The organism is Pseudoalteromonas sp. APAL1 (assembly GCF_021532475.1).
Taxonomy (GTDB): domain Bacteria; phylum Pseudomonadota; class Gammaproteobacteria; order Enterobacterales; family Alteromonadaceae; genus Pseudoalteromonas; species Pseudoalteromonas lipolytica_C.
The window spans coordinates 78,329-98,390 of record NZ_JAKGAW010000003.1 but is presented as its reverse complement, the minus strand read 5'-3'; the positions used below and the strand labels follow the sequence as shown (position 1 = coordinate 98,390).

19 protein-coding genes are annotated in these 20,062 nt (G+C 42.2%); 14 read left to right on the top strand and 5 right to left on the bottom strand.

Annotated elements, in window-relative coordinates; translation table 11 throughout:
* The first annotated feature begins 137 nt into the window (after positions 1–137).
* The 14 genes from rpsB to L1264_RS02595 all read left to right on the top strand — a co-directional run bounded on the left by rpsB (position 138) and on the right by L1264_RS02595 (position 13,522).
* A complete protein-coding gene (gene rpsB / locus L1264_RS02660; protein ID WP_054562046.1) occupies positions 138–866 on the top strand; it encodes a 30S ribosomal protein S2 in 729 nt (242 codons plus the stop codon).
* A 103-nt stretch (positions 867–969) separates the two neighbouring features.
* Positions 970–1,821: a translation elongation factor Ts gene (gene tsf, locus L1264_RS02655; RefSeq protein ID WP_135924005.1), complete on the top strand. Its 852-nt coding sequence runs from the start codon at positions 970–972 to the stop codon at positions 1,819–1,821.
* Between the two features lie 151 nt (positions 1,822–1,972).
* Positions 1,973–2,722 carry a UMP kinase gene (gene pyrH / locus L1264_RS02650; protein WP_135924006.1) on the top strand — a complete coding sequence of 250 codons (750 nt, stop codon included), beginning with the start codon at positions 1,973–1,975 and terminating at the stop codon, positions 2,720–2,722.
* A 14-nt stretch (positions 2,723–2,736) separates the two neighbouring features.
* Positions 2,737–3,294 carry a ribosome recycling factor gene (gene frr, locus L1264_RS02645; protein ID WP_135924007.1) on the top strand — a complete coding sequence of 186 codons (558 nt, stop codon included), beginning with the start codon at positions 2,737–2,739 and terminating at the stop codon, positions 3,292–3,294.
* 105 nt (positions 3,295–3,399) lie between these two features.
* On the top strand, positions 3,400–4,179 hold the full coding sequence (locus L1264_RS02640) for an isoprenyl transferase (RefSeq protein WP_135924008.1): 780 nt from the start codon (positions 3,400–3,402) through the stop codon (positions 4,177–4,179).
* 22 nt (positions 4,180–4,201) lie between these two features.
* Positions 4,202–5,068, top strand: a complete 867-nt coding sequence (locus L1264_RS02635) for a phosphatidate cytidylyltransferase (protein ID WP_135924009.1) — start codon at positions 4,202–4,204, stop codon at positions 5,066–5,068.
* Positions 5,065–6,264, top strand: coding sequence for a 1-deoxy-D-xylulose-5-phosphate reductoisomerase (ispC, locus tag L1264_RS02630; RefSeq protein WP_199525882.1), 1,200 nt, complete (start codon positions 5,065–5,067; stop codon positions 6,262–6,264). Before L1264_RS02635 ends, ispC begins: the two co-directional genes overlap by 4 nt.
* Before the next feature lies 1 nt (position 6,265).
* Positions 6,266–7,618, top strand: a complete 1,353-nt coding sequence (gene rseP / locus L1264_RS02625; RefSeq protein WP_199525883.1) for a sigma E protease regulator RseP — start codon at positions 6,266–6,268, stop codon at positions 7,616–7,618.
* A gap of 106 nt (positions 7,619–7,724) precedes the next feature.
* Entirely contained in the window at positions 7,725–10,196 is a 2,472-nt protein-coding gene (gene bamA / locus L1264_RS02620) for an outer membrane protein assembly factor BamA (protein ID WP_199525885.1), read from the top strand.
* A 12-nt stretch (positions 10,197–10,208) separates the two neighbouring features.
* Positions 10,209–10,727 carry an OmpH family outer membrane protein gene (locus L1264_RS02615; protein ID WP_138558148.1) on the top strand — a complete coding sequence of 173 codons (519 nt, stop codon included), beginning with the start codon at positions 10,209–10,211 and terminating at the stop codon, positions 10,725–10,727.
* Between the two features lie 9 nt (positions 10,728–10,736).
* Positions 10,737–11,777: a UDP-3-O-(3-hydroxymyristoyl)glucosamine N-acyltransferase gene (gene lpxD / locus L1264_RS02610; RefSeq protein WP_135924014.1), complete on the top strand. Its 1,041-nt coding sequence runs from the start codon at positions 10,737–10,739 to the stop codon at positions 11,775–11,777.
* Between the two features lie 10 nt (positions 11,778–11,787).
* Positions 11,788–12,240 carry a 3-hydroxyacyl-ACP dehydratase FabZ gene (gene fabZ / locus L1264_RS02605; RefSeq protein WP_135924015.1) on the top strand — a complete coding sequence of 151 codons (453 nt, stop codon included), beginning with the start codon at positions 11,788–11,790 and terminating at the stop codon, positions 12,238–12,240.
* 2 nt (positions 12,241–12,242) lie between these two features.
* Complete coding sequence (lpxA, locus tag L1264_RS02600) at positions 12,243–13,013, top strand: acyl-ACP--UDP-N-acetylglucosamine O-acyltransferase (protein WP_199525887.1); 771 nt, start codon at positions 12,243–12,245, stop codon at positions 13,011–13,013.
* Between the two features lie 140 nt (positions 13,014–13,153).
* Positions 13,154–13,522: a septal ring lytic transglycosylase RlpA family protein gene (locus tag L1264_RS02595; protein WP_199525889.1), complete on the top strand. Its 369-nt coding sequence runs from the start codon at positions 13,154–13,156 to the stop codon at positions 13,520–13,522.
* Here L1264_RS02595 and cydC read toward each other — a convergent pair.
* The 5 genes from cydC to L1264_RS02570 are packed head-to-tail and all read right to left on the bottom strand — an operon-like array spanning position 13,519 to position 19,888.
* Positions 13,519–15,258 (bottom strand): thiol reductant ABC exporter subunit CydC, encoded by a 1,740-nt coding sequence (cydC, locus tag L1264_RS02590; protein WP_199525890.1) that lies wholly within the window; start codon positions 15,256–15,258, stop codon positions 13,519–13,521. The genes L1264_RS02595 and cydC overlap by 4 nt on opposite strands.
* Positions 15,251–17,011, bottom strand: coding sequence for a thiol reductant ABC exporter subunit CydD (gene cydD / locus L1264_RS02585; RefSeq protein ID WP_199525892.1), 1,761 nt, complete (start codon positions 17,009–17,011; stop codon positions 15,251–15,253). Before cydD ends, cydC begins: the two co-directional genes overlap by 8 nt.
* Entirely contained in the window at positions 17,001–17,153 is a 153-nt protein-coding gene (gene cydX, locus L1264_RS02580) for a cytochrome bd-I oxidase subunit CydX (RefSeq protein WP_036969707.1), read from the bottom strand. Before cydX ends, cydD begins: the two co-directional genes overlap by 11 nt.
* Positions 17,154–17,165: 12 nt before the next feature.
* Complete coding sequence (cydB, locus tag L1264_RS02575) at positions 17,166–18,305, bottom strand: cytochrome d ubiquinol oxidase subunit II (protein WP_135924020.1); 1,140 nt, start codon at positions 18,303–18,305, stop codon at positions 17,166–17,168.
* Entirely contained in the window at positions 18,302–19,888 is a 1,587-nt protein-coding gene (locus tag L1264_RS02570) for a cytochrome ubiquinol oxidase subunit I (RefSeq protein WP_235403614.1), read from the bottom strand. Before L1264_RS02570 ends, cydB begins: the two co-directional genes overlap by 4 nt.
* Between the last annotated feature and the right edge of the window lie 174 nt (positions 19,889–20,062).

Sequence of the window (20,062 nt, the reverse complement as noted above, 5' to 3'; positions counted from 1 at the left end):
TAAGACAAACACAATTTTATTTTAACACACACACGTATCGTCACATACACTTGGGTGCACTTAAGTTACAAATTAACTACGGTGTTGGTGCTATGGGATATGTGGAGGCCTAACCCTAAATTATAGAGGATTATAAAATGGCAAACGTTTCAATGCGCGATATGCTTCAAGCTGGTGTTCACTTTGGTCACCAGGCACGTTACTGGAACCCTAAGATGAAGCCTTTCATCTTCGGCGCTCGTAACCGTGTTCATATCATCAACCTAGAGCAAACTGTACCAATGTTCAACGAAGCACTTAAGTTCTTATCGAACGCAGCTTCTAACAAAGGTAAAGTACTTTTCGTTGGTACTAAGCGCGCAGCAAGCGAAGCAGTTAAAGAAGCAGCTATTCAAAGCGAGCAGTTCTACGTAAACCACCGTTGGTTAGGTGGTATGTTGACTAACTGGAAAACAGTTCGTCAATCAATCAAGCGTCTTAAAGACCTTGAAGCGCAGAGCCAAGACGGCACTTTCGAGAAGTTAACTAAGAAAGAAGCGTTAATGCTTACTCGTGAAATGGAAAAGCTTGAAAAGAGCCTTGGTGGTATCAAAGATATGGGCGGTCTTCCTGACGCACTTTTCGTTATCGATGCAGACCACGAGCACATCGCTATCCGTGAAGCTAACAACCTAGGTATTCCAGTTGTTGCTATCGTTGATACTAACTCTAACCCAGACGGTGTTGATTACATCGTACCTGGTAACGACGATGCGATCCGTGCTATTCAACTTTACACTGGCGCTGTATCAGCTGCGATCACTGAAGGTCGTGAGAACAACATCGTTGCTCAAGCTGAAAAAGACGACTTCGTAGAAGCTGAATAATTAGCTGTCATCAAGTCTTCATCTAATCAAGGTGAAGACTTGTTATTCTTGTCAAGCGGCCCATACCGCTTCCCTATAACAGAATTCAATTGAGGATATTCTAATGGCTGTAACTGCTGCCCTAGTTAAAGAATTACGCGAGCGTACTGGCGCTGGCATGATGGATTGTAAAAAAGCGTTAACTGAAACTAACGGTGACATCGAGTTAGCGATTGAAAACATGCGTAAGAGCGGTGCTGCAAAGGCTGCTAAAAAAGCAGGTAACATCGCTGCTGAAGGTACAATCTTAATCAAAGAAGGTAACGGTTTCGCTGCGCTTCTTGAAGTTAACTGTCAAACTGACTTCGTTGCTAAAGATTCAAACTTCCTTGGCTTCGCGAATGAAGTATTAGACGCTGCTGCAGAATCTAAAGCAGACATCGATGCACTTAAAGCACAGTTCGAAGAAACGCGTGTTGCACTAGTTGCTAAAATCGGTGAAAACATCAATGTTCGTCGCGTTGAGTACATCGACGGTGACAAGCTTTCTTCTTACCGCCACGGCGACCGTATCGGTGTTGTTGTAGTTGGTGAAGCTGACGAAGAAACACTTAAGCAAGTTGCTATGCACGTAGCTGCGTCTAAGCCTGAGTTCGTAAACCCAGAAGACGTACCAGCTGACGTTGTTGAAAAAGAAAAAGCAGTTCAAATCGACATCGCGATGAACGAAGGCAAGCCTGCTGAAATCGCTGAGAAAATGGTTGTTGGTCGTATGAAGAAATTCACTGGTGAGATCTCTCTTACTGGTCAAGCTTTCATCATGGAACCTAAGAAAACTGTTGGCGAAATTCTTAAAGAGAAAGGCGCAACAGTTACTAACTTCATCCGTTTAGAAGTTGGTGAAGGTATCGAGCGTAAAGAAGAAGACTTCGCTGCTGAAGTAGCTGCTCAAATCGCTGCTGCAAAAGGCGAGTAATTTTCTAACTTAGTGACGTAGGACAATTAGATGAAATTAATCTGTTATTAGCTTTTGCGTCACTGATGAAAATTCTTTAAAATAACCGCGTTTTATGTGTAACCATAGCGCGGTTATTTTTTATCTCATTATTAAGGCTGGCCCAAATATTATGACTATCAATCGTAAACCTATTTTTAGACGTGTTCTTCTTAAACTTAGCGGTGAAGCATTAATGGGAGACGAAGGCTTCGGCATCGACCCGAAAGTACTTGACCGTATGGCTCAAGAAATTAAAGAACTTGTAGAGCTCGACGTAGAAGTAGGTTTAGTTATCGGTGGCGGTAACTTCTTGCGTGGTGGTTCATTAGCAGAAGCAGGTATGAACCGCGTAGTGGGCGACCACATGGGTATGCTTGCTACGGTAATGAATGGTTTGGCAATGCGTGATGCCCTGCATCGTGCATTTGTAAATTGTCGCTTAATGTCTGCCATTCCATTAAATGGCGTGTGTGATGCTTACAACTGGGCAGAAGCTATCAGCTTATTAAAGTCTGGTCGTGTTGTTATCTTTTCTGCAGGCACAGGTAACCCATTCTTTACCACTGATTCTGCAGCGTGTTTACGCGGTATTGAAATTGAAGCTGATACCGTAATTAAAGCGACAAAAGTTGATGGTGTTTATTCAGATGACCCAGTGAAAAACCCAGACGCGACATTATATCGCCACTTAAGCTACAATGAGATCATTGATAAAGAACTAAAGGTTATGGACTTAGCGGCATTCACGCTTGCCCGTGATCATAATATGCCTTTAAGTGTATTTAACATGAATAAATCAGGCGCGCTTAAGCGTGTAATTATGGGCGAAGATGAAGGAACGCTTATCTCTTCACAAGCCTCGGATGAAATTAATAAATAGATTAGGATTGAACCGTGATTAACGATATCAAAAAAGATGCGTCAGAACGTATGCAAAAAAGTGTTGCGGCACTAGGCAGTCAATTATCTAAAATTCGCACAGGCCGTGCTCACCCTGCATTACTTGACGGTATTCAAGTGTCTTACTACGGTGCTGACACGCCACTAAACCAAGTAGCTAATGTAACAATTGAAGACTCGCGTACACTTGCAATCAGCGTGTTCGACAAGTCATTAGCGCAAGCGGTAGAAAAAGCAATAATGGCATCAGATTTAGGTTTAAACCCTATGTCTGCTGGTACTGTGATCCGTGTTCCACTTCCTCCACTTACTGAAGAGCGTCGTAAAGACCTTATCAAAATTGTACGTGGTGAAGTTGAAGGCGGCCGTGTTGCTGTTCGTAACATTCGTCGTGACGCAAATGGCGACATTAAGAGCTTATTGAAAGACAAAGAAATTTCTGAAGATGAAGCGCGTCAAGCAGAAGACGAAATCCAAAAGCTTACAGATAAGTTCATCAAAGAGATGGATACACAATTAACAGCGAAAGAAGCTGAATTGATGGAAATCTAAAAGCTCTTGTTTTTCTTTTCGGGATGAATCCTGAAAGGCAAGCAGGTCATTGCAAATTTATTAGTTTTGAAACGCCGGCTGGGGTATACTAGACGGCGTTTTTTTATGGAATACTCGATATTTATGGTTCTTAACGCTGATAAAATTTCCCAGCAAAGTTTGCCTAAGCATGTCGCTATAATCATGGATGGTAACGGTCGTTGGGCTCAAGCGAAAAATCGCCCACGTGTTTATGGGCATAAAAAAGGCGTTGATGCGGTTCGTCAATCAGTGCAATTTTGTACTCGCTTAGGTATACAGTCGTTAACACTATTCGCATTTAGTAGCGAAAATTGGCGACGCCCAGAGGACGAAGTAAATACGCTCATGGAGCTATTTTTATTCGTGTTGGGCAAAGAAGTTAAAAAGCTTCATAAAAATAATGTAAAGCTCAATATAATTGGTGATTTATCACGCTTTTCTGAGAATTTGCGTAATAAAGTTGATGCAGCACACGAGTTAACCCGTAATAATACGGGCTTGCAATTAAACGTTGCTGCTAATTATGGTGGCCGTTGGGATATTACCAATGCTGCAACCATGCTTGCAAAAAAAGTCGCAGCCGGTGAAATGGCCGCTGAAGAGATTACCGAAGAGCTCATGAGTGAACACATGAGCATGGCAGATCAAGTTGAGCTTGATTTAATGATCCGCACAGGTGGTGATTTGCGCATTAGTAACTTTCTTTTATGGCAAGCAGCTTACGCTGAGCTTTACTTTACCGATACGCTTTGGCCAGACTTTAATGAAGCTGCTTTTGCCGATGCTATCGCATGTTACGTTGCCAGAGAGCGACGATTTGGTTGTACAGGCGAACAAATAAAACAATTACTCGCTGAGACCTAATTACTAGTTGAAGGTACACACATTGCTAAAACAACGAATTTTAACCTCGCTCGTGTTGGCACCACTTGCACTTGTATTGGTATTTTATACCCCATTAACTCTATTTAGTTATATCGCCGCCGGTATCGTATTACTCGGTGCATGGGAATGGTCTGCGTTTATGGGGCTATGCGATAAAGTTAAACGTTTTGGATTTGTCGCTGCAACAGCGGTGTTTCTTGCATTATTAAATTGGCATTGGCCGATTGACTCGCTTTGGCAAAATGGTCAACTGGTAGGTGATGCAAACTATCTGTTCACGCTATCGTTTGCTTGGTGGATTGTAGCTACTTACTTAGTTTGGCGTTATCCCGCTATGGCAAAAGCGTGGAATGAAGGCATTGTGATGCGTGCCATTGCCGGATTTTTAACACTCGTACCACTTTGGTTAGCTTTAAATACCCTGCGTAGTGCAGGCTATGGCGAATCAACCCATTTCGGCTCTATGCTTATTCTTGTGGTTTTAGGCATTGTTTGGAGCGCAGACATCGGTGCATATTTTACTGGTAAAAACTTAGGCAAACACAAACTAATGCCAAAAGTGAGCCCAAATAAGACCATTGAAGGCCTACTTGGTGGCGTGGTGGCCTCAGTTATTTTTGTTTTAGTATTTTGTCATTACAGCAATGTTGATATGGCTGTGTGGCCAATTTATGCGATTATGACAGCATTTATTGCGCTGTTTTCAGCGGTAGGCGATTTATTAGAAAGTATGTTTAAACGTGAAGTTGGCTTGAAAGACAGCGGTTCATGTTTACCAGGTCATGGCGGTATTCTAGACCGCATCGATAGCTTAACAGCTGCTGCACCTATTTTTGTACTTTGCTACGCATGGACATTGAGTTTATGAGCAAAGTAGAACAACTCGTCGTATTAGGCGCAACTGGTTCAATCGGTTTAAGCACCTTAGATGTTGTTGCTCGTAACCCAGAGCGCTTTGCTGTTTTTGCCTTAGCTGCTGGTAAAAATGCCGAGAAAATGGCTGAACTATGTATTGCACATCAACCTAAGTTTGCCGTAATGGCAGATCAACATGCCGCGGCTGCGCTGTCTAACTTACTTGCCAGTAGCTCTTGTAAAACAGAGATTCTTGCTGGTACAAGTGCTATGAGCGAGCTTGCTGCTCATACTGATGTTGACACTGTTATGTCGGCTATTGTCGGTGCAGCAGGCTTGTTACCTACTTTAAGCGCCGTTGAGGCGGGCAAAAAAGTATTGCTTGCTAATAAAGAGTCTCTAGTTATGTCGGGGCAGCTGTTTATTGATAAAGTAAAACAGCATGGTGCTACTTTATTGCCTATCGACAGTGAACATAACGCGATTTTTCAATGTATGCCTGCGGCTTTACAAAACGGGTCGGGTTTACTGGCCGATAATGGCGTTAGCAAAATTTTATTAACAGGGTCTGGTGGGCCATTTTTAACTCGCGATGTCGCAACATTATCAGATGTGACCGTGACTGAAGCTGTGGCGCACCCTAATTGGTCGATGGGCCAAAAAATATCTGTTGATTCAGCAACCATGATGAATAAAGGTCTTGAATTTATTGAGGCTAAGTGGTTATTTAATTGCCAAGCAAGCGATATTGAAGTGGTGATACACCCGCAAAGTATTATTCACTCTATGGTGCAATATCAAGATGGCTCAGTGCTTGCGCAAATGGGTAATCCAGATATGCGCACTCCTATAGCTCACGCTTTAGCATTTCCTGAGCGCGTTGATGCTGGGGTTAAACCTCTCGACTTTGCACAGATTGCAGACTTTACTTTCACTAAGCCAGATTATGCACGATATCCAAATTTAAAACTTGCGATTGAAGCATGCGAAATGGGGCAGGGTGCAACAACCACTGTCAACGCTGCAAATGAAGTTGCAGTTGCTGCATTTTTAGCTGGCCAGATTAAGTTTACAGATATCTTTCGTATTAACTCACAAACCCTAGCAGCAACACAGGATGTTAATGTGCATACATTAGACGAGATCCTGGCTTGTGATGAAGCTGCTCGCATTAAAGCCACTGAGTTTGTTAGAAGAGGCATTAATTAGCATGTTTGATTTTTTTTGGAATCTGGGTTCATTTATTCTTGCCTTAGGCATTTTAGTGACAGTGCATGAATATGGTCACTTTTGGGTTGCACGTAAGGCAGGTGTCAAAGTACTGCGTTTTTCAATTGGCTTTGGTAAGCCGTTGATCAAGTGGTATGACAAACAGCAAACAGAATATGTGATAGCGGCAATCCCACTAGGTGGTTATGTCAAAATGCTTGATGAGCGTGTAGATGAAGTGCCGCCAGAGCAGCGTCATTTATCATTTAATGCCAAATCAGTAAAAGCACGTATAGCGATAGTTGCAGCCGGACCAATGGCGAACTTTTTATTTGCTATTTTTGCTTTAGCTGTCATGTACATGGTGGGCGTTCAGTCATTAAAACCTGTGGTTGGGGAAGTGACTCAAGGAAGCCGTGCTGCAGCTGCTAATATTGAGCCGAACCAACAAATTATTAAAATCGGTGAAGACGATATCAGCACTTGGCAAGATGCCACCTTCTCATTGATGAGCCGTTTAGGCGAGCAAAGCGTTGTTGTTACGCTTCGTGACCAAAACTATCAAAAGCATGTGCGTACCCTTAACTTAGATGGCTGGAAATTAGATCAGCAAGATGTACCACCACTAACATCGATTGGTATAGTACCTTTTCGACCTAACGCCTTACTGCAGGTAGCGATGATCAGTAAAGGGTCAGCTGCAGAACAGGCAGGATTACAGGTAAATGATAAAATTATTGCCGTAAATGGTGAAAATATCAGCACTTGGAACGAGTTAGTTTCACTAATTCAGCAATCACCTAACAAATCCTTACAAATTAGTGTACAAAGACAAGATAGTATTAAAGAGCTTATTGTTACACCTAAAGGCCAAATCAATGATTCAGGTGTTCAACAAGGTTTCTTAGGTGTGTCTCCAGTGGTTGAGCCATGGCCAGAAAATTATATTGAAACTAGACATTATGGCCCTGTCGATAGTATTGTGCTGGGCATACAAGAAACATGGCGTTTAATCACACTAAGTTTCGACATGATTGGTAATTTAATTACCGGTCAGGTGTCGGTTAAAAATTTAAGTGGCCCTGTAGGCATTGCAGTCGGTGCGGGAACTAGCGTAAGCTATGGTTTGGTTGCTTTTTTAAGCTTCTTAGCATTAATAAGTGTAAACCTAGGTGTATTTAACTTATTACCGTTGCCAGTGCTTGATGGTGGGCACTTAATGTATTACATAATTGAACTTTTTCGCAAAAAGCCGGTCTCTGAAAAGACGCAAGAATTTGGTTTTAAAGTGGGTGCGTTGCTGCTCCTGTTTTTAACATGTTTCGCTTTGTTCAATGATGTATCGCGTTTATAACAAATGAGCGAAAAATTCCAATTTGAACACGATTGTAAAACACCGCAAAAGTTTAACTTACAAGGTGTTGAGCGGTAATACAGTTGTAAAGGATAAAGATAATAAAATGGCTATAAAAAAACATTTGGCAGTTTCAAGTTTATTAGGTGCAAGCTTTGCAGCCCTAGGCCAAAACTCCTTTATTGTAGATGATTTAAAAGTTGAAGGTTTACAACGTGTTGCTCTAGGTGCAGCGCTAACGCATATTCCAATCAACGTGGGCGATAATATTGATGAGTATACAATTTCAAGAACCATAAAGGCTCTCTATCGTTCAGGTCACTTTGATAATATTAAAGCATTACGCGATGGCAACAGTGTTATTTTCCGCGTAACAGAGCGCCCAACGATCAGCATGATCGAATTTGATGGTAATAAAGACATCAAAGATGAGCAGTTAAATGAGTCGCTCGATCAGCAAGATATTCGTACAGGCGAGCCGCTTGATAAAACTGTTCTTGATAATATAGAAAAAGGTTTAGTTGAGTTTTTCCATAGTATTGGTAAGTACAATGCTAAAGTGGATGTAACTATCACTAAGCTGCCACGTAACCGTGTGAAGCTATTGTTTAAATTTGATGAAGGCGATGCCGCTTCTATTCGTCAAATTAACCTCGTTGGTAACGAATTATTCTCTGATGAAGAGCTACTTAAATTAGCTGAGTCACAACAAGATTTGCCGTGGTGGAAGTTCATGTCGAGCGACCGCTATCAAAAGCAAACCATTGAAGGCGACTTAGAAAAAATTCGTAGTTACTATTTAGACCGTGGTTACCTTCGTTTTAATATCGATTCAACCCAAGTTTCAGTTAGTCCTGAACGTGACTCAGTTTACGTAACAGCTAATATCACTGAAGGTGTAAAGTACACCGTAAAAGGGTTTGATTTTATTGGTGACTTGCTTGGTCGCGAAGAGTTAATCAAAAGTGTTATCCCGCTGAAAACGGGTGAGCTTTATAATGGCTCGGTGGTTACGTCTTCTGAAGAATTCATTAAAAGCTATTTAGCGCGTTTTGGTTATGCCAACGCTGAAGTACGCACAATCCCAGAGATTGATGACGAGAAAAAAGAAGTTCAATTAACCTTGTCAGTTAACCCAGGTAAGCGCGTCTATGTTCGTCGTATTATCGTAGGTGGTAACCAAAATACCTCTGATGAAGTAGTACGCCGTGAAATGACTCAGCTTGAAGGTGCGTGGTTATCAAATCAAAGCTTAGAGCGCTCTAAACTACAAATTCAACGTTTACCTTATATGGAAAGTGTTGATTTTAATGTTGTGCCAGTACCGGGAGTTGATGACCAAGTAGATGTTGATTTTACTGTTAAAGAACAATCAGCTGGTAGCTTTAACGCTGGCCTTGCTTATGGTTCTTACTTAGGTCTGCAATTTAATATCGGTGTTAGTGAATCAAATTTCTTAGGTACCGGTAACCAGATTGGTTTCAATATTAATACCTCACGTGGTTCTGAACGCATCAGTGTTTCTTATACAGACCCTTACTTTACGCCAGATGGTGTATCGCAAGGAAGTAGTATCTTCTACAGCAACTATGATGCAAGTAAATTCAGTCTAATCGACTATAAATCAAAGAGCTATGGTATTGGTACCAATATTGGCTTCCCAATCGATGCTGTTAACCGTATCAATTTTGGTGTTCGTTGGATCCAAGAAGAGTTATCTGACATTGCTGAATACGAGCAAACTCGTGTAATGCGTGAAACTTTCTTAGATCCAGAAAACCCTGATGCAGGTTTTGACTTTACTAAGTATGAGCTTAGTGCAGGTTGGTCGCGTGTTACCGTAAACCGTGGTTTATTCCCAACGGCTGGTTCGCGTCAATCACTTAACTTAACAGCGACAACGCCGAACTCTGATTTACAGTACTTTAAGATAAATTATGATTCGCGTTTCTACTGGCCAATTAGTAATGATCACCGTTGGGTATTCTCAACACGTGCAGCACTTGGTTATGGTAATGGTTATGGTACAACCAATGGTTATGACCAAACATTGCCGTTCCAGGAGTTCTTCAGAATTACCGAAATGGAATTACGTGGCTTCGATCGAAATACGATTCTACCACGTGCTGTTTCTCGTGTTCCGCAAAGTATTCCTGGTACACCATTACCTGATGGTACTACAACAGGCAGCATTGGTGGTGCATCAGAGTTTGACGAGTTATACACAGCAGGCCGAATTGGTGGTAACGCCAAAGCGGTAGCAGGGATGGAGCTAATCGTTCCAACACCTTTCTTAGATGAAGAAAACACCAGCTCTGTACGTACTAGCTTCTTCGTAGATGCAGCAAACGTATGGGATACAGAGTTTAACATTGACCGTTATCAAAACCTGTCTACCGATCAACGCGCAAAATTGGATGATTATTCAGATCCAATGCGCTTTAGGGTTTCAACGGGTCTTTCATTACAATGGATCTCTCCAATGGGTCCAATGCTGATTAGTTTTGCGTATCCATTGCAAAAAGAAGAAGATGACGATACGAAGACCATCAGCTTTAATATTAGTAATACATTCTAAAGGAGTTTTTACGTGAAAAAATCAATCAAATCAACAGCCTTCGCATTGCTTGCTACTTTATCTATGGGCCTTTCAACAAGTGCATTTGCGCACAAAGTAGGTGTTGTTGATATGCAAGAAATTTACAAGCAAATCCCTCAAATGGCGAAAGTAGAGCAGTCACTTGAAGCTGAGTTTTCTGAGCGTCGTCAAGAGTTAGAAAAGTTACAAGGCGATATTCGTTTTGAAGCTGAAAAGTTCAAGCGTGAATCAACAACGATGAGCGATAAGCAGAAAGATGAATTACGTACTAAGATTCAAGGTATGCAGCAGCAACTTGCTGAAAAAGGCCGTCCTTTAGAGCAAGAAATCAAGATGCGTCAAAACCAAGAGTTAGCTAAAGTTCAAAAGCTAATCTTAGATGCAATCGAAGAAGTGGCTAAAGCTGGCAAGTTTGATGAAGTTAAAGTTAAAGAAACAACAATTTATTTTAACCCTAAAACAGTATCTGATTTATCAGATAAAGTAGTTGAAAAAGTAAGTAAGCAATAGAAATCATATATGCATAATTACACGCTTTCGCAGATTGCGGATCTTTTAGGCGCCGAACTTCAGGGTGATGGCGCCACAGAGATTACAAAAATATCAACACTTGCAAATGCCCAACCTGGGCATATTGCATTTTTAGCGAACAAGAAATATCGCTCACAATTGAACGACACATTAGCCAGTGCGGTGATTTTATCCGAGGCTGATGCAGCGTTTTTTACAGGCAATAAGCTTGTGGTTGCTAACCCCTATGTATGTTACGCCAAGCTTGCCCAGCTTATGGATACCACGCCGCGTTCAGCTGCTACTGGTATTCACCCAAGTGCAGTCATTCACGATTCAGCCAGTATTGGTGATAATGTCGCGATCGCTGCTAATGTGGTGATTGAAGCGGGGGCTGTTATCGGCAACGACGTACAACTTGGTCCAGGCTGCTTTATCGGTGAAAATACAAAAATTGGCCAAGGCACTAAGCTTTGGGCAAATGTATGTGTTTACCATGAAGTCGAAATCGGCAGTGATTGCTTATTTCAAGCGAATACAGTTGTGGGTAGCGATGGTTTTGGCTATGCGAATGAGCGTGGTGAGTGGATTAAAATTCCACAGCTAGGCCGTGTAATTATTGGTAACAAAGTTGAAGTAGGTGCATCAACGACCATTGACCGTGGTGCACTTGACGATACTATCATTCATAGTAATGTAATTATCGATAATCAATGTCAAATAGCGCATAATGTCGAGATCGGTTCGGGTACTGCAGTTGCTGGCTGTACGGTATTTGCTGGCAGTACAGTTATTGGTCGGAATTGTCAGATTGGTGGCATGGTTGCAATTAATGGTCACATTAGCGTATGCGATGGTGCTATAATCACCGGTATGAGTATGGTGACTAAGGCAATCACAGAACCTGGGATTTATTCTTCGGGCTTGCCACATCTAACCAATAAAGAATGGCGACGTAGTATTGCCCATATCCGAAACCTCGGTGATATGAAAGACCGCATTAAAGCACTTGAGTCTCTAACAAAGTCACTCAATATTGAAGACAAATAAGGATGCTATTTTGGCAAATGAATTAAATAGTCTTGATATCCAAGATATCTTGAGTTTACTTCCGCATCGTTATCCGATGCTACTTGTTGACCGTGTATTAGATTACACGCCAGGCAAGTCGTTACATGCAATTAAAAATGTAACAGTGAACGAACCTATTTTTACGGGTCATTTCCCTAACCAACCAATTTTTCCTGGTGTGTTGATCCTAGAAGCAATGGCTCAAGCTACGGGCTTGTTAGGTTTTAAAACAGTTGAAAACCGTAGTGACAATGAACTGTATTTATTTGCTGCGATTGATAATGCACGATTCAAACAGCCGGTATTACCTGGCGATACCATGCATTTGCATGTAGAGTTTGTAAAAGAGCGCCGCAATATATGGAAGTTTGCAGCAGAAGCAAAAGTTGACGGCAAAGTGGTGTGTACTGCCGAAATCATGTGTGCGAGAAGAGAGTTTTAATAGTGATTCATCCTACGGCAATAATCGAACCAGGTGCAAAACTTGGCAAAAATGTGTCAGTTGGCCCTTATAGCTATATCGGAAACGATGTAACTATTGGTGACAACTGTATCATCGAATCTCATGTGGTTGTTAAAGGCCCATCGACGATTGGTTCTGGTAACCATATTTTTCAATTTGCATCGGTTGGTGAAGCTTGCCAAGACAAAAAATACGCGAATGAACCAACTACGCTGATCATGGGTGATAACAATGTGATCCGTGAGTGTGCAACAATTCACCGTGGTACTATCCAAGACCAAGGTGTGACAAAAATTGGTAGTAACAACTTATTTATGGCGTACACCCATGTTGCACATGATGCTGTAATTGGTGATAACGTTATATTTGCTAACAATGCCTCTGTTGCTGGTCACGTACACGTAGGTGACTGGGTTATTCTTGCGGGTAACTCTGGTGTTCATCAATTTTGTAAAATTGGTGCTCATGCCTTTGTAGGTATGTACTCTGGCGTAAATAAAGATGTACCACCATTTGTAACTACTATTGGCACGCCGGCTGGCCCTGTAGCAATCAATACTGAAGGCATGAAACGCCGAGGTTTTGAAAGTGATGAAGTTATGGCAACCCGTCGTGCATATAAAACGCTTTACCGTAAGAGTTTAGGTGTTGAAGAAGCTATCGCCGAGTTAGCTGAAGATGCAGTAAAGTATCCTGCTGTTCAGCTGATGATAGACTTTGTGAAAAGCTCTGAGCGCGGCATTATTCGCTAATTATAAGTGATACACAAAAAGCCACCGTAAGGTGGCTTTTTTGTTTTTATACTAATTCTCTTAATTAGGTAAATCAGTATAGTTCAGGTTTCGCTAAGTAAGCGCTTGCTACCTTTATGGCAAAAAAAGGATTCAATAATATGAACAAACTTATCCTGTTTGCTTTATTAAGTTTAATTATAACTGGTTGTAGTACTGCGCCTTCGGTAACTAAGGGAACGATAGAAAAAGGCAAAGCCAGTTATTACGCTGATAAATATCATGGCCGAACTACTGCAAGTGGTGAGGTGTTTAATCAACAGGCATTGAGCGCGGCTCATCAAACACTTGGCTTTGGTAGCAAAGTAAAAGTCACTAATATTGCTAATAATAAAAGCGTGATTGTGACCATTAATGACCGCGGCCCATTTATCCGCGGTCGTATTATTGATTTATCAAAAAAGGCGTTTTCACAAATCTCATCAACAAAGCAAGGTGTGATTGACGTTACCGTTGAGCAGCTAGATTAAAAGCGGGTAATAAGCTCTACGTAGTCAGCTTCATTAGCAACTAATTCAGCATGACTTGCAAGGGCTCTCACTTGTCCTTGTTCTAACCAAATCACTTTATCAACACGACTTAGCATTGCTGGGTCGTGAGTAATGGTTAGCATGGTTTTATCTGCCCATATTTTCTCAAGCGTAGTCAGCAAGTTTTGCTTAGTGTGGTTATCTAGACTCTCTGTTGGCTCATCAAGAATGATTAAATTACCTTGCCTTAATAGAGCTTGGGCAATGGCAACACGACGTGACTGACCATGAGATAGCTTTCTGCCTGCGGTGCCTAAACGAGTGTTTAGCCCATCTTTTAAATTGCTTAACCATGAGCCAAGCTCTGCTTGTTCACAGGCTTCAATAAGCATTTCATCTGTCGCATCAAAAGCTGCATAGCGAAGATTCTCCCGAAGCGTGCCATCAAAAATATGATGCTGCTGAGCCACGATAGTCATGCATTTGAAGCGCTGCTGATGACTAAGCTTGCTTAGCTCAAAAGTATTTTCTTTAGTGGTTAGTTCAAGCGTGCCTGATTGGATAGGCCAAAGCCCTGTAAGTAAGTTAACCAGAGTGGTTTTGCCACTGCCGCTGGCACCAACTAGAGCTAATTTACTGCCTGAAGCAATTGATAAGTTAATTTCATTCAGTGCGTTACTGGTTGCGCCTTGGTATCGGTAATTAACATTTTTGAACTCAAGGCCAAGAGCACTGTGTGGTATTGCATGTGCTTGCTTCTGTTCATTATGCTCTTCGAGTTTGTCTTCAAGTGTAAATAGTCGCTGTGCTGCGCTTAAAGCATTTGGTAATTCTATAAACGCACTTGGCAAAGTTAGTACAGTCTCAAAGCTGGCTAATACAAATAACGCGAGCATAGCTAGTTCAACGTTTTTCATAGTAGCTGTTGCGACCAGTGGAATTATTATAAATACACTGGCAAGCATGGTGAGTTGGATCACCAAAGTGCTTAAGCCATTACTGTTTGCTATGGCTTTGTGTCGATTATATAGCAAGCTGTTGTATTGCTTACTGAGTGAATCACAATGGGCAAGCTGCGCGGCGTGTGCTTGATATACTGCAAGCTCTCTGGCACCTGATAGTGTATCAGCAAGCTCAGATCTTAACTCTGCTGAAAGCAGTGTTTCAGCATGTGCTTGTTGGCGAAGTTTATGGCTCAATAGAGCCGGAAGTAACACGCCAATAATCATCAATGAAATAAAGCATAACAATGCAACATCAGCGTTATACATTGCCATGAATGCCATTACGATAGGAATGCTGATAAGAGCGACGATAATTGGCAGCAGCACATTTAGGTAAAACTTATCTAAAGCATCAACATCGTTTTGTAGGCGGTTGAACAAGTCGCTACTACGAGTCATTGCTAAGTCAACGTTGTTGAGTTGGCTAAGAGTCTTGAACATTTTTACGCGAATTTCGCTCAGTAACAAAAAGGTAGCGTTATGAGTTATCATTCGCTCGCAGTAACGAGACGCTGTGCGCACGATAGCTAAAAAGCGGATCACCCCTGCAGGGGTAAAGTAGTTCATCTGCACACCGGCAATACCCGCCGCTGCCATGGCTGCTAAAAACCAGCCCGAGATGGCGAGTAAACCGACATTTGCAAGTACTGTTAAGCTTGCTAAAAAAGCCCCCAAAAGCAGCATGCCTGCATGAGGTTTGCAAAGTTTTAATAAACGTATGAAGTTATGCATGGGCTTCACCTTGGCTCACAAGCTTAGCAAATAGGCCTGCTTGTTCGGTGAGTTGCTGATAATGACCAGACTCAACAATTTGACCTTGTTGCATAACGTAAATGGTGTCGGCATGTTTAACCGTATTCAGTCGGTGAGCAATAACCAGCACTAAATGATCTTTTGCATAATCTCGGATTGCTTGGTTGATTAAATGCTCTGTTTGGCTGTCTAAGTGAGCTGTAGGCTCATCAAGCATTAGCACAGGGGCATTTTTTAAAAATGCACGGGCAAGGGCAATACGCTGCTTTTGCCCCCCTGAGAGGCCTTCTCCTTGTTCACCAAGCTGTGTATCAAAGCCATTTGGTAGGGCGTTTATAAACTCAAGCGCACCAGCTTTACTAGCCGCTTCCTCAAGTTCAGCTTGGCTTGCATCTGGTTTTGCTAATCGTAGGTTATCTGCAACGGTTCGATAAAATAATGTGGCTTGTTGTGGGATCCACGCAAGCTGTGCTTGCCAATCAGCTAAGGCGGTATCGCTCAGTGGCTGTCCGTTAATGTGAATGGCATTGTTGGCTTGATGATGAAAACCCAATAGGCAATCAAACAAAGTACTTTTACCCGAGCCGCTTTCACCTACAAAGGCAACTAAGCCTGTGTTTGGCAGGCTTAAGTTGATATCAGTCACCCCTTCGTTTGTCTCAGGGTAGTGAAAAGTAAGCGCATTTAGCTGTATGTCTTTTATCGGTAACTCAAGTTTAGAGGTACCTAAATGTTCATCGGCGTCGCTTTGATTGATTATATCGACCATATCAGCAGCGGCGCTGATCCCTTCGAGCTTTGCATGATAATGAGTGCCCATTTGCCGAAGTGGTAAGTAAAACTCAGGGGCCAGTAATAGCACCACAAAACCGGTCGCAAAATCGAGCGTACCAAAAAATAATCTAAAGCCAATGATCACAGCAACAAGGGCAACACTAATGGTGGCTAAAAACTCAAGAGCGAAAGATGATAAAAAGGCGACTTTCAGCACCCCCATGGTTGCACCACGGTAATCATCAGATATCTGACTTATGCTATTTAGCTCACGCTTGGTTGCATTAAAAAGCTTAAGTTGAGTCAGTCCTTGTAATCGGTCAAAAAAGTAATTGCCAAGTACCGCTAGCTGTTGCCAGCGTTCTTGGTTTAACTGCTCCGCTTTATGGCCCACTAAAATCATAAAAAAGGGGATAAGTGGCGCTGTTAAAAGGAATATGAGGCCTGCTTTGTAATCGGTTGGAAAAATTACGACCAATATGGCTAATGGAATAAGCGCACTGTAAGCCGCACTTGGAATGTAGTTGGCGTAATATTGATGCAGTGCTTCAACCCCATTATGTAAGGTGTTAAGTGTTGCGCCATGGCCTTTTTGTTCAGTGTATGCTGGCCCAAGTTTGCTGAGCTTTTCTAGCAATGTATTACGCATCATGTTCTTTATTTTTAACGCGGCAAGGTTACTCACCCGTTCACTTAGCGCAACCAACAAAGCACGAACTAAAATGAGCCCCGCAAGAGGCCATAACAATGGGCTTACGGCTTGCAAGTTTGCTTGTTCAAACATAACTTGATGAACCGCGTTCGCAAGAAGGTAACAAGAGGCAATCATTAACAGGGCATTGAGTGTGCCCAGACTAATGCTTAATTTAAGAAGCCCTGAAGCGGACTGGCTATACTGCTTTAAAAAAGCGCGCAGCGTTTGCTGCTGCGCGCGATTTGGTCGGGGTTTAGTTGTCATCGTTGTTTTTGAGTCTCGCGTATAGCTCTAGCTCATCATCAGCGATTGAATCTTTATGTTGGTGAAATTCGTACCACATTACGTTGATCACCCCCAGTGTACAGGCTAATAGAACACCTAAAATCCAGGCAAAATACCACATATTTTAATCTCCTTAATAGCTACCGTGAGTGTTGTTTTCAATTTCACTGATGGTTACTTTGCGCCACATCTTCACATAACACCATGTTGTGTAGATAAGAATAAGTGGTACAAAAATAACTGCAGCAATAAACATCACGTTAAGTGTCATATGGCTCGAAACCGCATCCCACATGGTTAAACTAATATTAGGGTTGTTGCTCGAAGGCATAACAAACGGGAACATTGACATACCCGCAGTGAGTATCACGCCAGCAAGCATTAGGCTTGAAGCGATCAGTGCCATCGCTGGTTTTTGTAATTTAGATAACACTATTGCCAGTGCCGCCATAACGAATGCAAGGGCAGGGAACAGCATGGTTAATGGCATTTTTGTATAGTTATCAAGCCATGCCCCCGGTGCTTGCGTTACTGTTTTAGCCAGTGGGTTGGCATAGCCTTGAGTATCGCCCATGCTGACGATTGTATAACCATCAAGTTGAGATACCCACACACCTGCTAAAGCAAACAATACAATAAACGCCATCAGTGCATATCGGCCATATTGTGCTGAGCGTTTTGCAACCTCCGCATCAGTTCGAAGTTGTAGCCACATACCAGCGTGGCCAACGAGCATAAGTACACTCACAAGGCCTGCAACAATGGCAAATGGATTTAATAGCGCGAAGAATGAGCCTTGGTAGCTAACACGCAGTAGGTCATCAATGTGATAAGGCACACCTTGTAGCAAGTTACCAAATGCCACACCAAATACTAGAGCCGGAATAAAACTACCTGCAAATAGGCCCCAATCCCAGTTATTACGCCAGCGCGGTGAATCTATTTTTGAGCGGTAATCAAAGCCAAGTGGTCTGAAAAATAGCGCAAATAATACCAGCATCATGGCAAAGTAAAAGCCAGAGAACGCAGCCGCGTAGACCATAGGCCAGGCTGCAAAAAGCGCCCCCCCAGCAGTGATGAACCAAACTTGGTTACCATCCCAGTGAGCACCGATGGTGTTAATAACCGTTCGGCGTTCAACATCGGTTTTACCCACTAGGCGAAGCAAAATTGCCACACCCATGTCCATACCATCGGTCACTGCAAAGCCAATCAGTAATACACCAATTAACAGCCACCAAATTAGTTTAAGAGTTTCGTAATCAAAAATCATGATTGAGCTCCTTGGCTTGCAAGACTATCTGCTTTGACAAGTTCATGGTGATATTTACCAGTATGAAGCGAGCTTGGCCCTTGTTTTATAAAGCGCAGCATCAGCCAACCTTCAACCGCAGCAAGACCTGTGTAGAATACTAAGAAACCAGTAATACTAATCAATAGGTCATTGACCGTCAGTGATGAGGTTGCCAAGAAGGTCGGTAAAATTTCCGAAATTGCCCACGGTTGACGGCCGTATTCAGCAACAATCCAACCAAACTCAATAGCAATCCAAGGCAGTGGAATACTCCATACCGCAGCCCACAATAACCAACGCTTTTGCTCAATAATTCGGTGTGCGTTGTAATAAAACGATAAGACAAATACGCCAAGCATGATCACACCGCAACCAACCATGATCCTAAATGACCAGAACATTGGGCCCACTTGAGGGATTGAATCTTTCACTGCTTTTTGAATGTGCTCTTCTGTTGCATCAACCACGTTAGGCGTATAGCGCTTAAGTAGCAAACCATAGCCTAAATCAGCTTTTAAGGTATCGAATTTTGCAATGTTTTCAGGAGTGTCTTCACCGCTGCGAAGCTTTTCTAAGTATTCGTATGCAATCATACCATTACGAATACGCTTTTCATGCTGCTCTTCAAGGTCTTTAATGCCCGTTACTTGCTCATCAATTGAGCGAGTAGCAATAATACCCAGTGCGTAGGGGATTTTTACAGCGGCATGAGTGACTTGCTCTTCTGAGTCAGGAATACCTACCAGCGTAAATGCGGCAGGGGCTTCTTCGGTGTGCCACTCAGCTTCAATGGTTGCGAGTTTTACTTTTTGTACCTCGCCAACTTCGTAGCCAGATTCATCACCCAGTAAAATCACACACAAAATAGACGCTAAACCAAACCCTGATACGACCGAAAATGAGCGTTTGGCAAAAGCAAGGTCACGACCTTTTAAGATGTACCAACTACTAATACCCAGTACAAACATAGATGCTGCAACATAACCAGCTGATACAGTATGAATAAACTTAACTTGTGCAACAGGGTTAAATACTAGTTCAGCAAAGCTGGTCATTTCCATACGCATGGTTTGGTAATTGAATTCAGCACCTACCGGATTTTGCATCCAACCATTTGCGACTAAAATCCATAGTGCAGATAAATTAGTCCCTAATGCCATTAAGAAGGTTGCACCTAGATGCTGACGTTTACTCAAACGCTCCCAGCCTAAAAAGAACATACCCACAAAAGTTGACTCTAAAAAGAAAGCCATTAAGCCTTCAATGGCCAGTGGTGCGCCAAAAATATCGCCCACATAGTGAGAGTAATAAGACCAATTGGTACCAAACTCAAACTCCATAGTTAGACCCGTGGCCACACCAATCGCAAAGTTGATACCAAACAATTTCCCCCAGAACTTAGTCATATCACGATAAATTTCGCGACCAGTCATCACGTAAACGGATTCCATGATCACCAAAATCCACGTCATACCTAAGGTAAGTGGAACAAATAGGAAGTGAAATAGGGCAGTGATTGCAAATTGCAATCGCGATAGATCCACAAATGTTTCATCTATCATCGTTTAGCTCCTTGTTAGCGGGTGCGGTAGACACGACAAAAATCTGTCATAAAGTTTCAGTAATTATTGAAACTTTGTGAATTCTAACCTTGTATCCATTTTAGTCAATAGAAAAGTACGAAAAAAAGACAGACAGCCTCTATATATCTTTTCTACAGGTTAGAGATAATGCTC

Coding starts and splice junctions, on each gene's coding strand:
- rpsB (WP_054562046.1), top strand. CDS start 138: ATGGCAAACGTTTCAATGCGCGATATGCTTCAAGCTGGTGTTCACTTT.
- tsf (WP_135924005.1), top strand. CDS start 970: ATGGCTGTAACTGCTGCCCTAGTTAAAGAATTACGCGAGCGTACTGGC.
- pyrH (WP_135924006.1), top strand. CDS start 1,973: ATGACTATCAATCGTAAACCTATTTTTAGACGTGTTCTTCTTAAACTT.
- L1264_RS02640 (WP_135924008.1), top strand. CDS start 3,400: ATGGAATACTCGATATTTATGGTTCTTAACGCTGATAAAATTTCCCAG.
- ispC (WP_199525882.1), top strand. CDS start 5,065: ATGAGCAAAGTAGAACAACTCGTCGTATTAGGCGCAACTGGTTCAATC.
- rseP (WP_199525883.1), top strand. CDS start 6,266: ATGTTTGATTTTTTTTGGAATCTGGGTTCATTTATTCTTGCCTTAGGC.
- bamA (WP_199525885.1), top strand. CDS start 7,725: ATGGCTATAAAAAAACATTTGGCAGTTTCAAGTTTATTAGGTGCAAGC.
- lpxD (WP_135924014.1), top strand. CDS start 10,737: ATGCATAATTACACGCTTTCGCAGATTGCGGATCTTTTAGGCGCCGAA.
- L1264_RS02595 (WP_199525889.1), top strand. CDS start 13,154: ATGAACAAACTTATCCTGTTTGCTTTATTAAGTTTAATTATAACTGGT.
- cydC (WP_199525890.1), bottom strand. CDS start 15,258: ATGCATAACTTCATACGTTTATTAAAACTTTGCAAACCTCATGCAGGC.
- cydD (WP_199525892.1), bottom strand. CDS start 17,011: ATGACAACTAAACCCCGACCAAATCGCGCGCAGCAGCAAACGCTGCGC.
- cydX (WP_036969707.1), bottom strand. CDS start 17,153: ATGTGGTATTTTGCCTGGATTTTAGGTGTTCTATTAGCCTGTACACTG.
- cydB (WP_135924020.1), bottom strand. CDS start 18,305: ATGATTTTTGATTACGAAACTCTTAAACTAATTTGGTGGCTGTTAATT.
- L1264_RS02570 (WP_235403614.1), bottom strand. CDS start 19,888: ATGATAGATGAAACATTTGTGGATCTATCGCGATTGCAATTTGCAATC.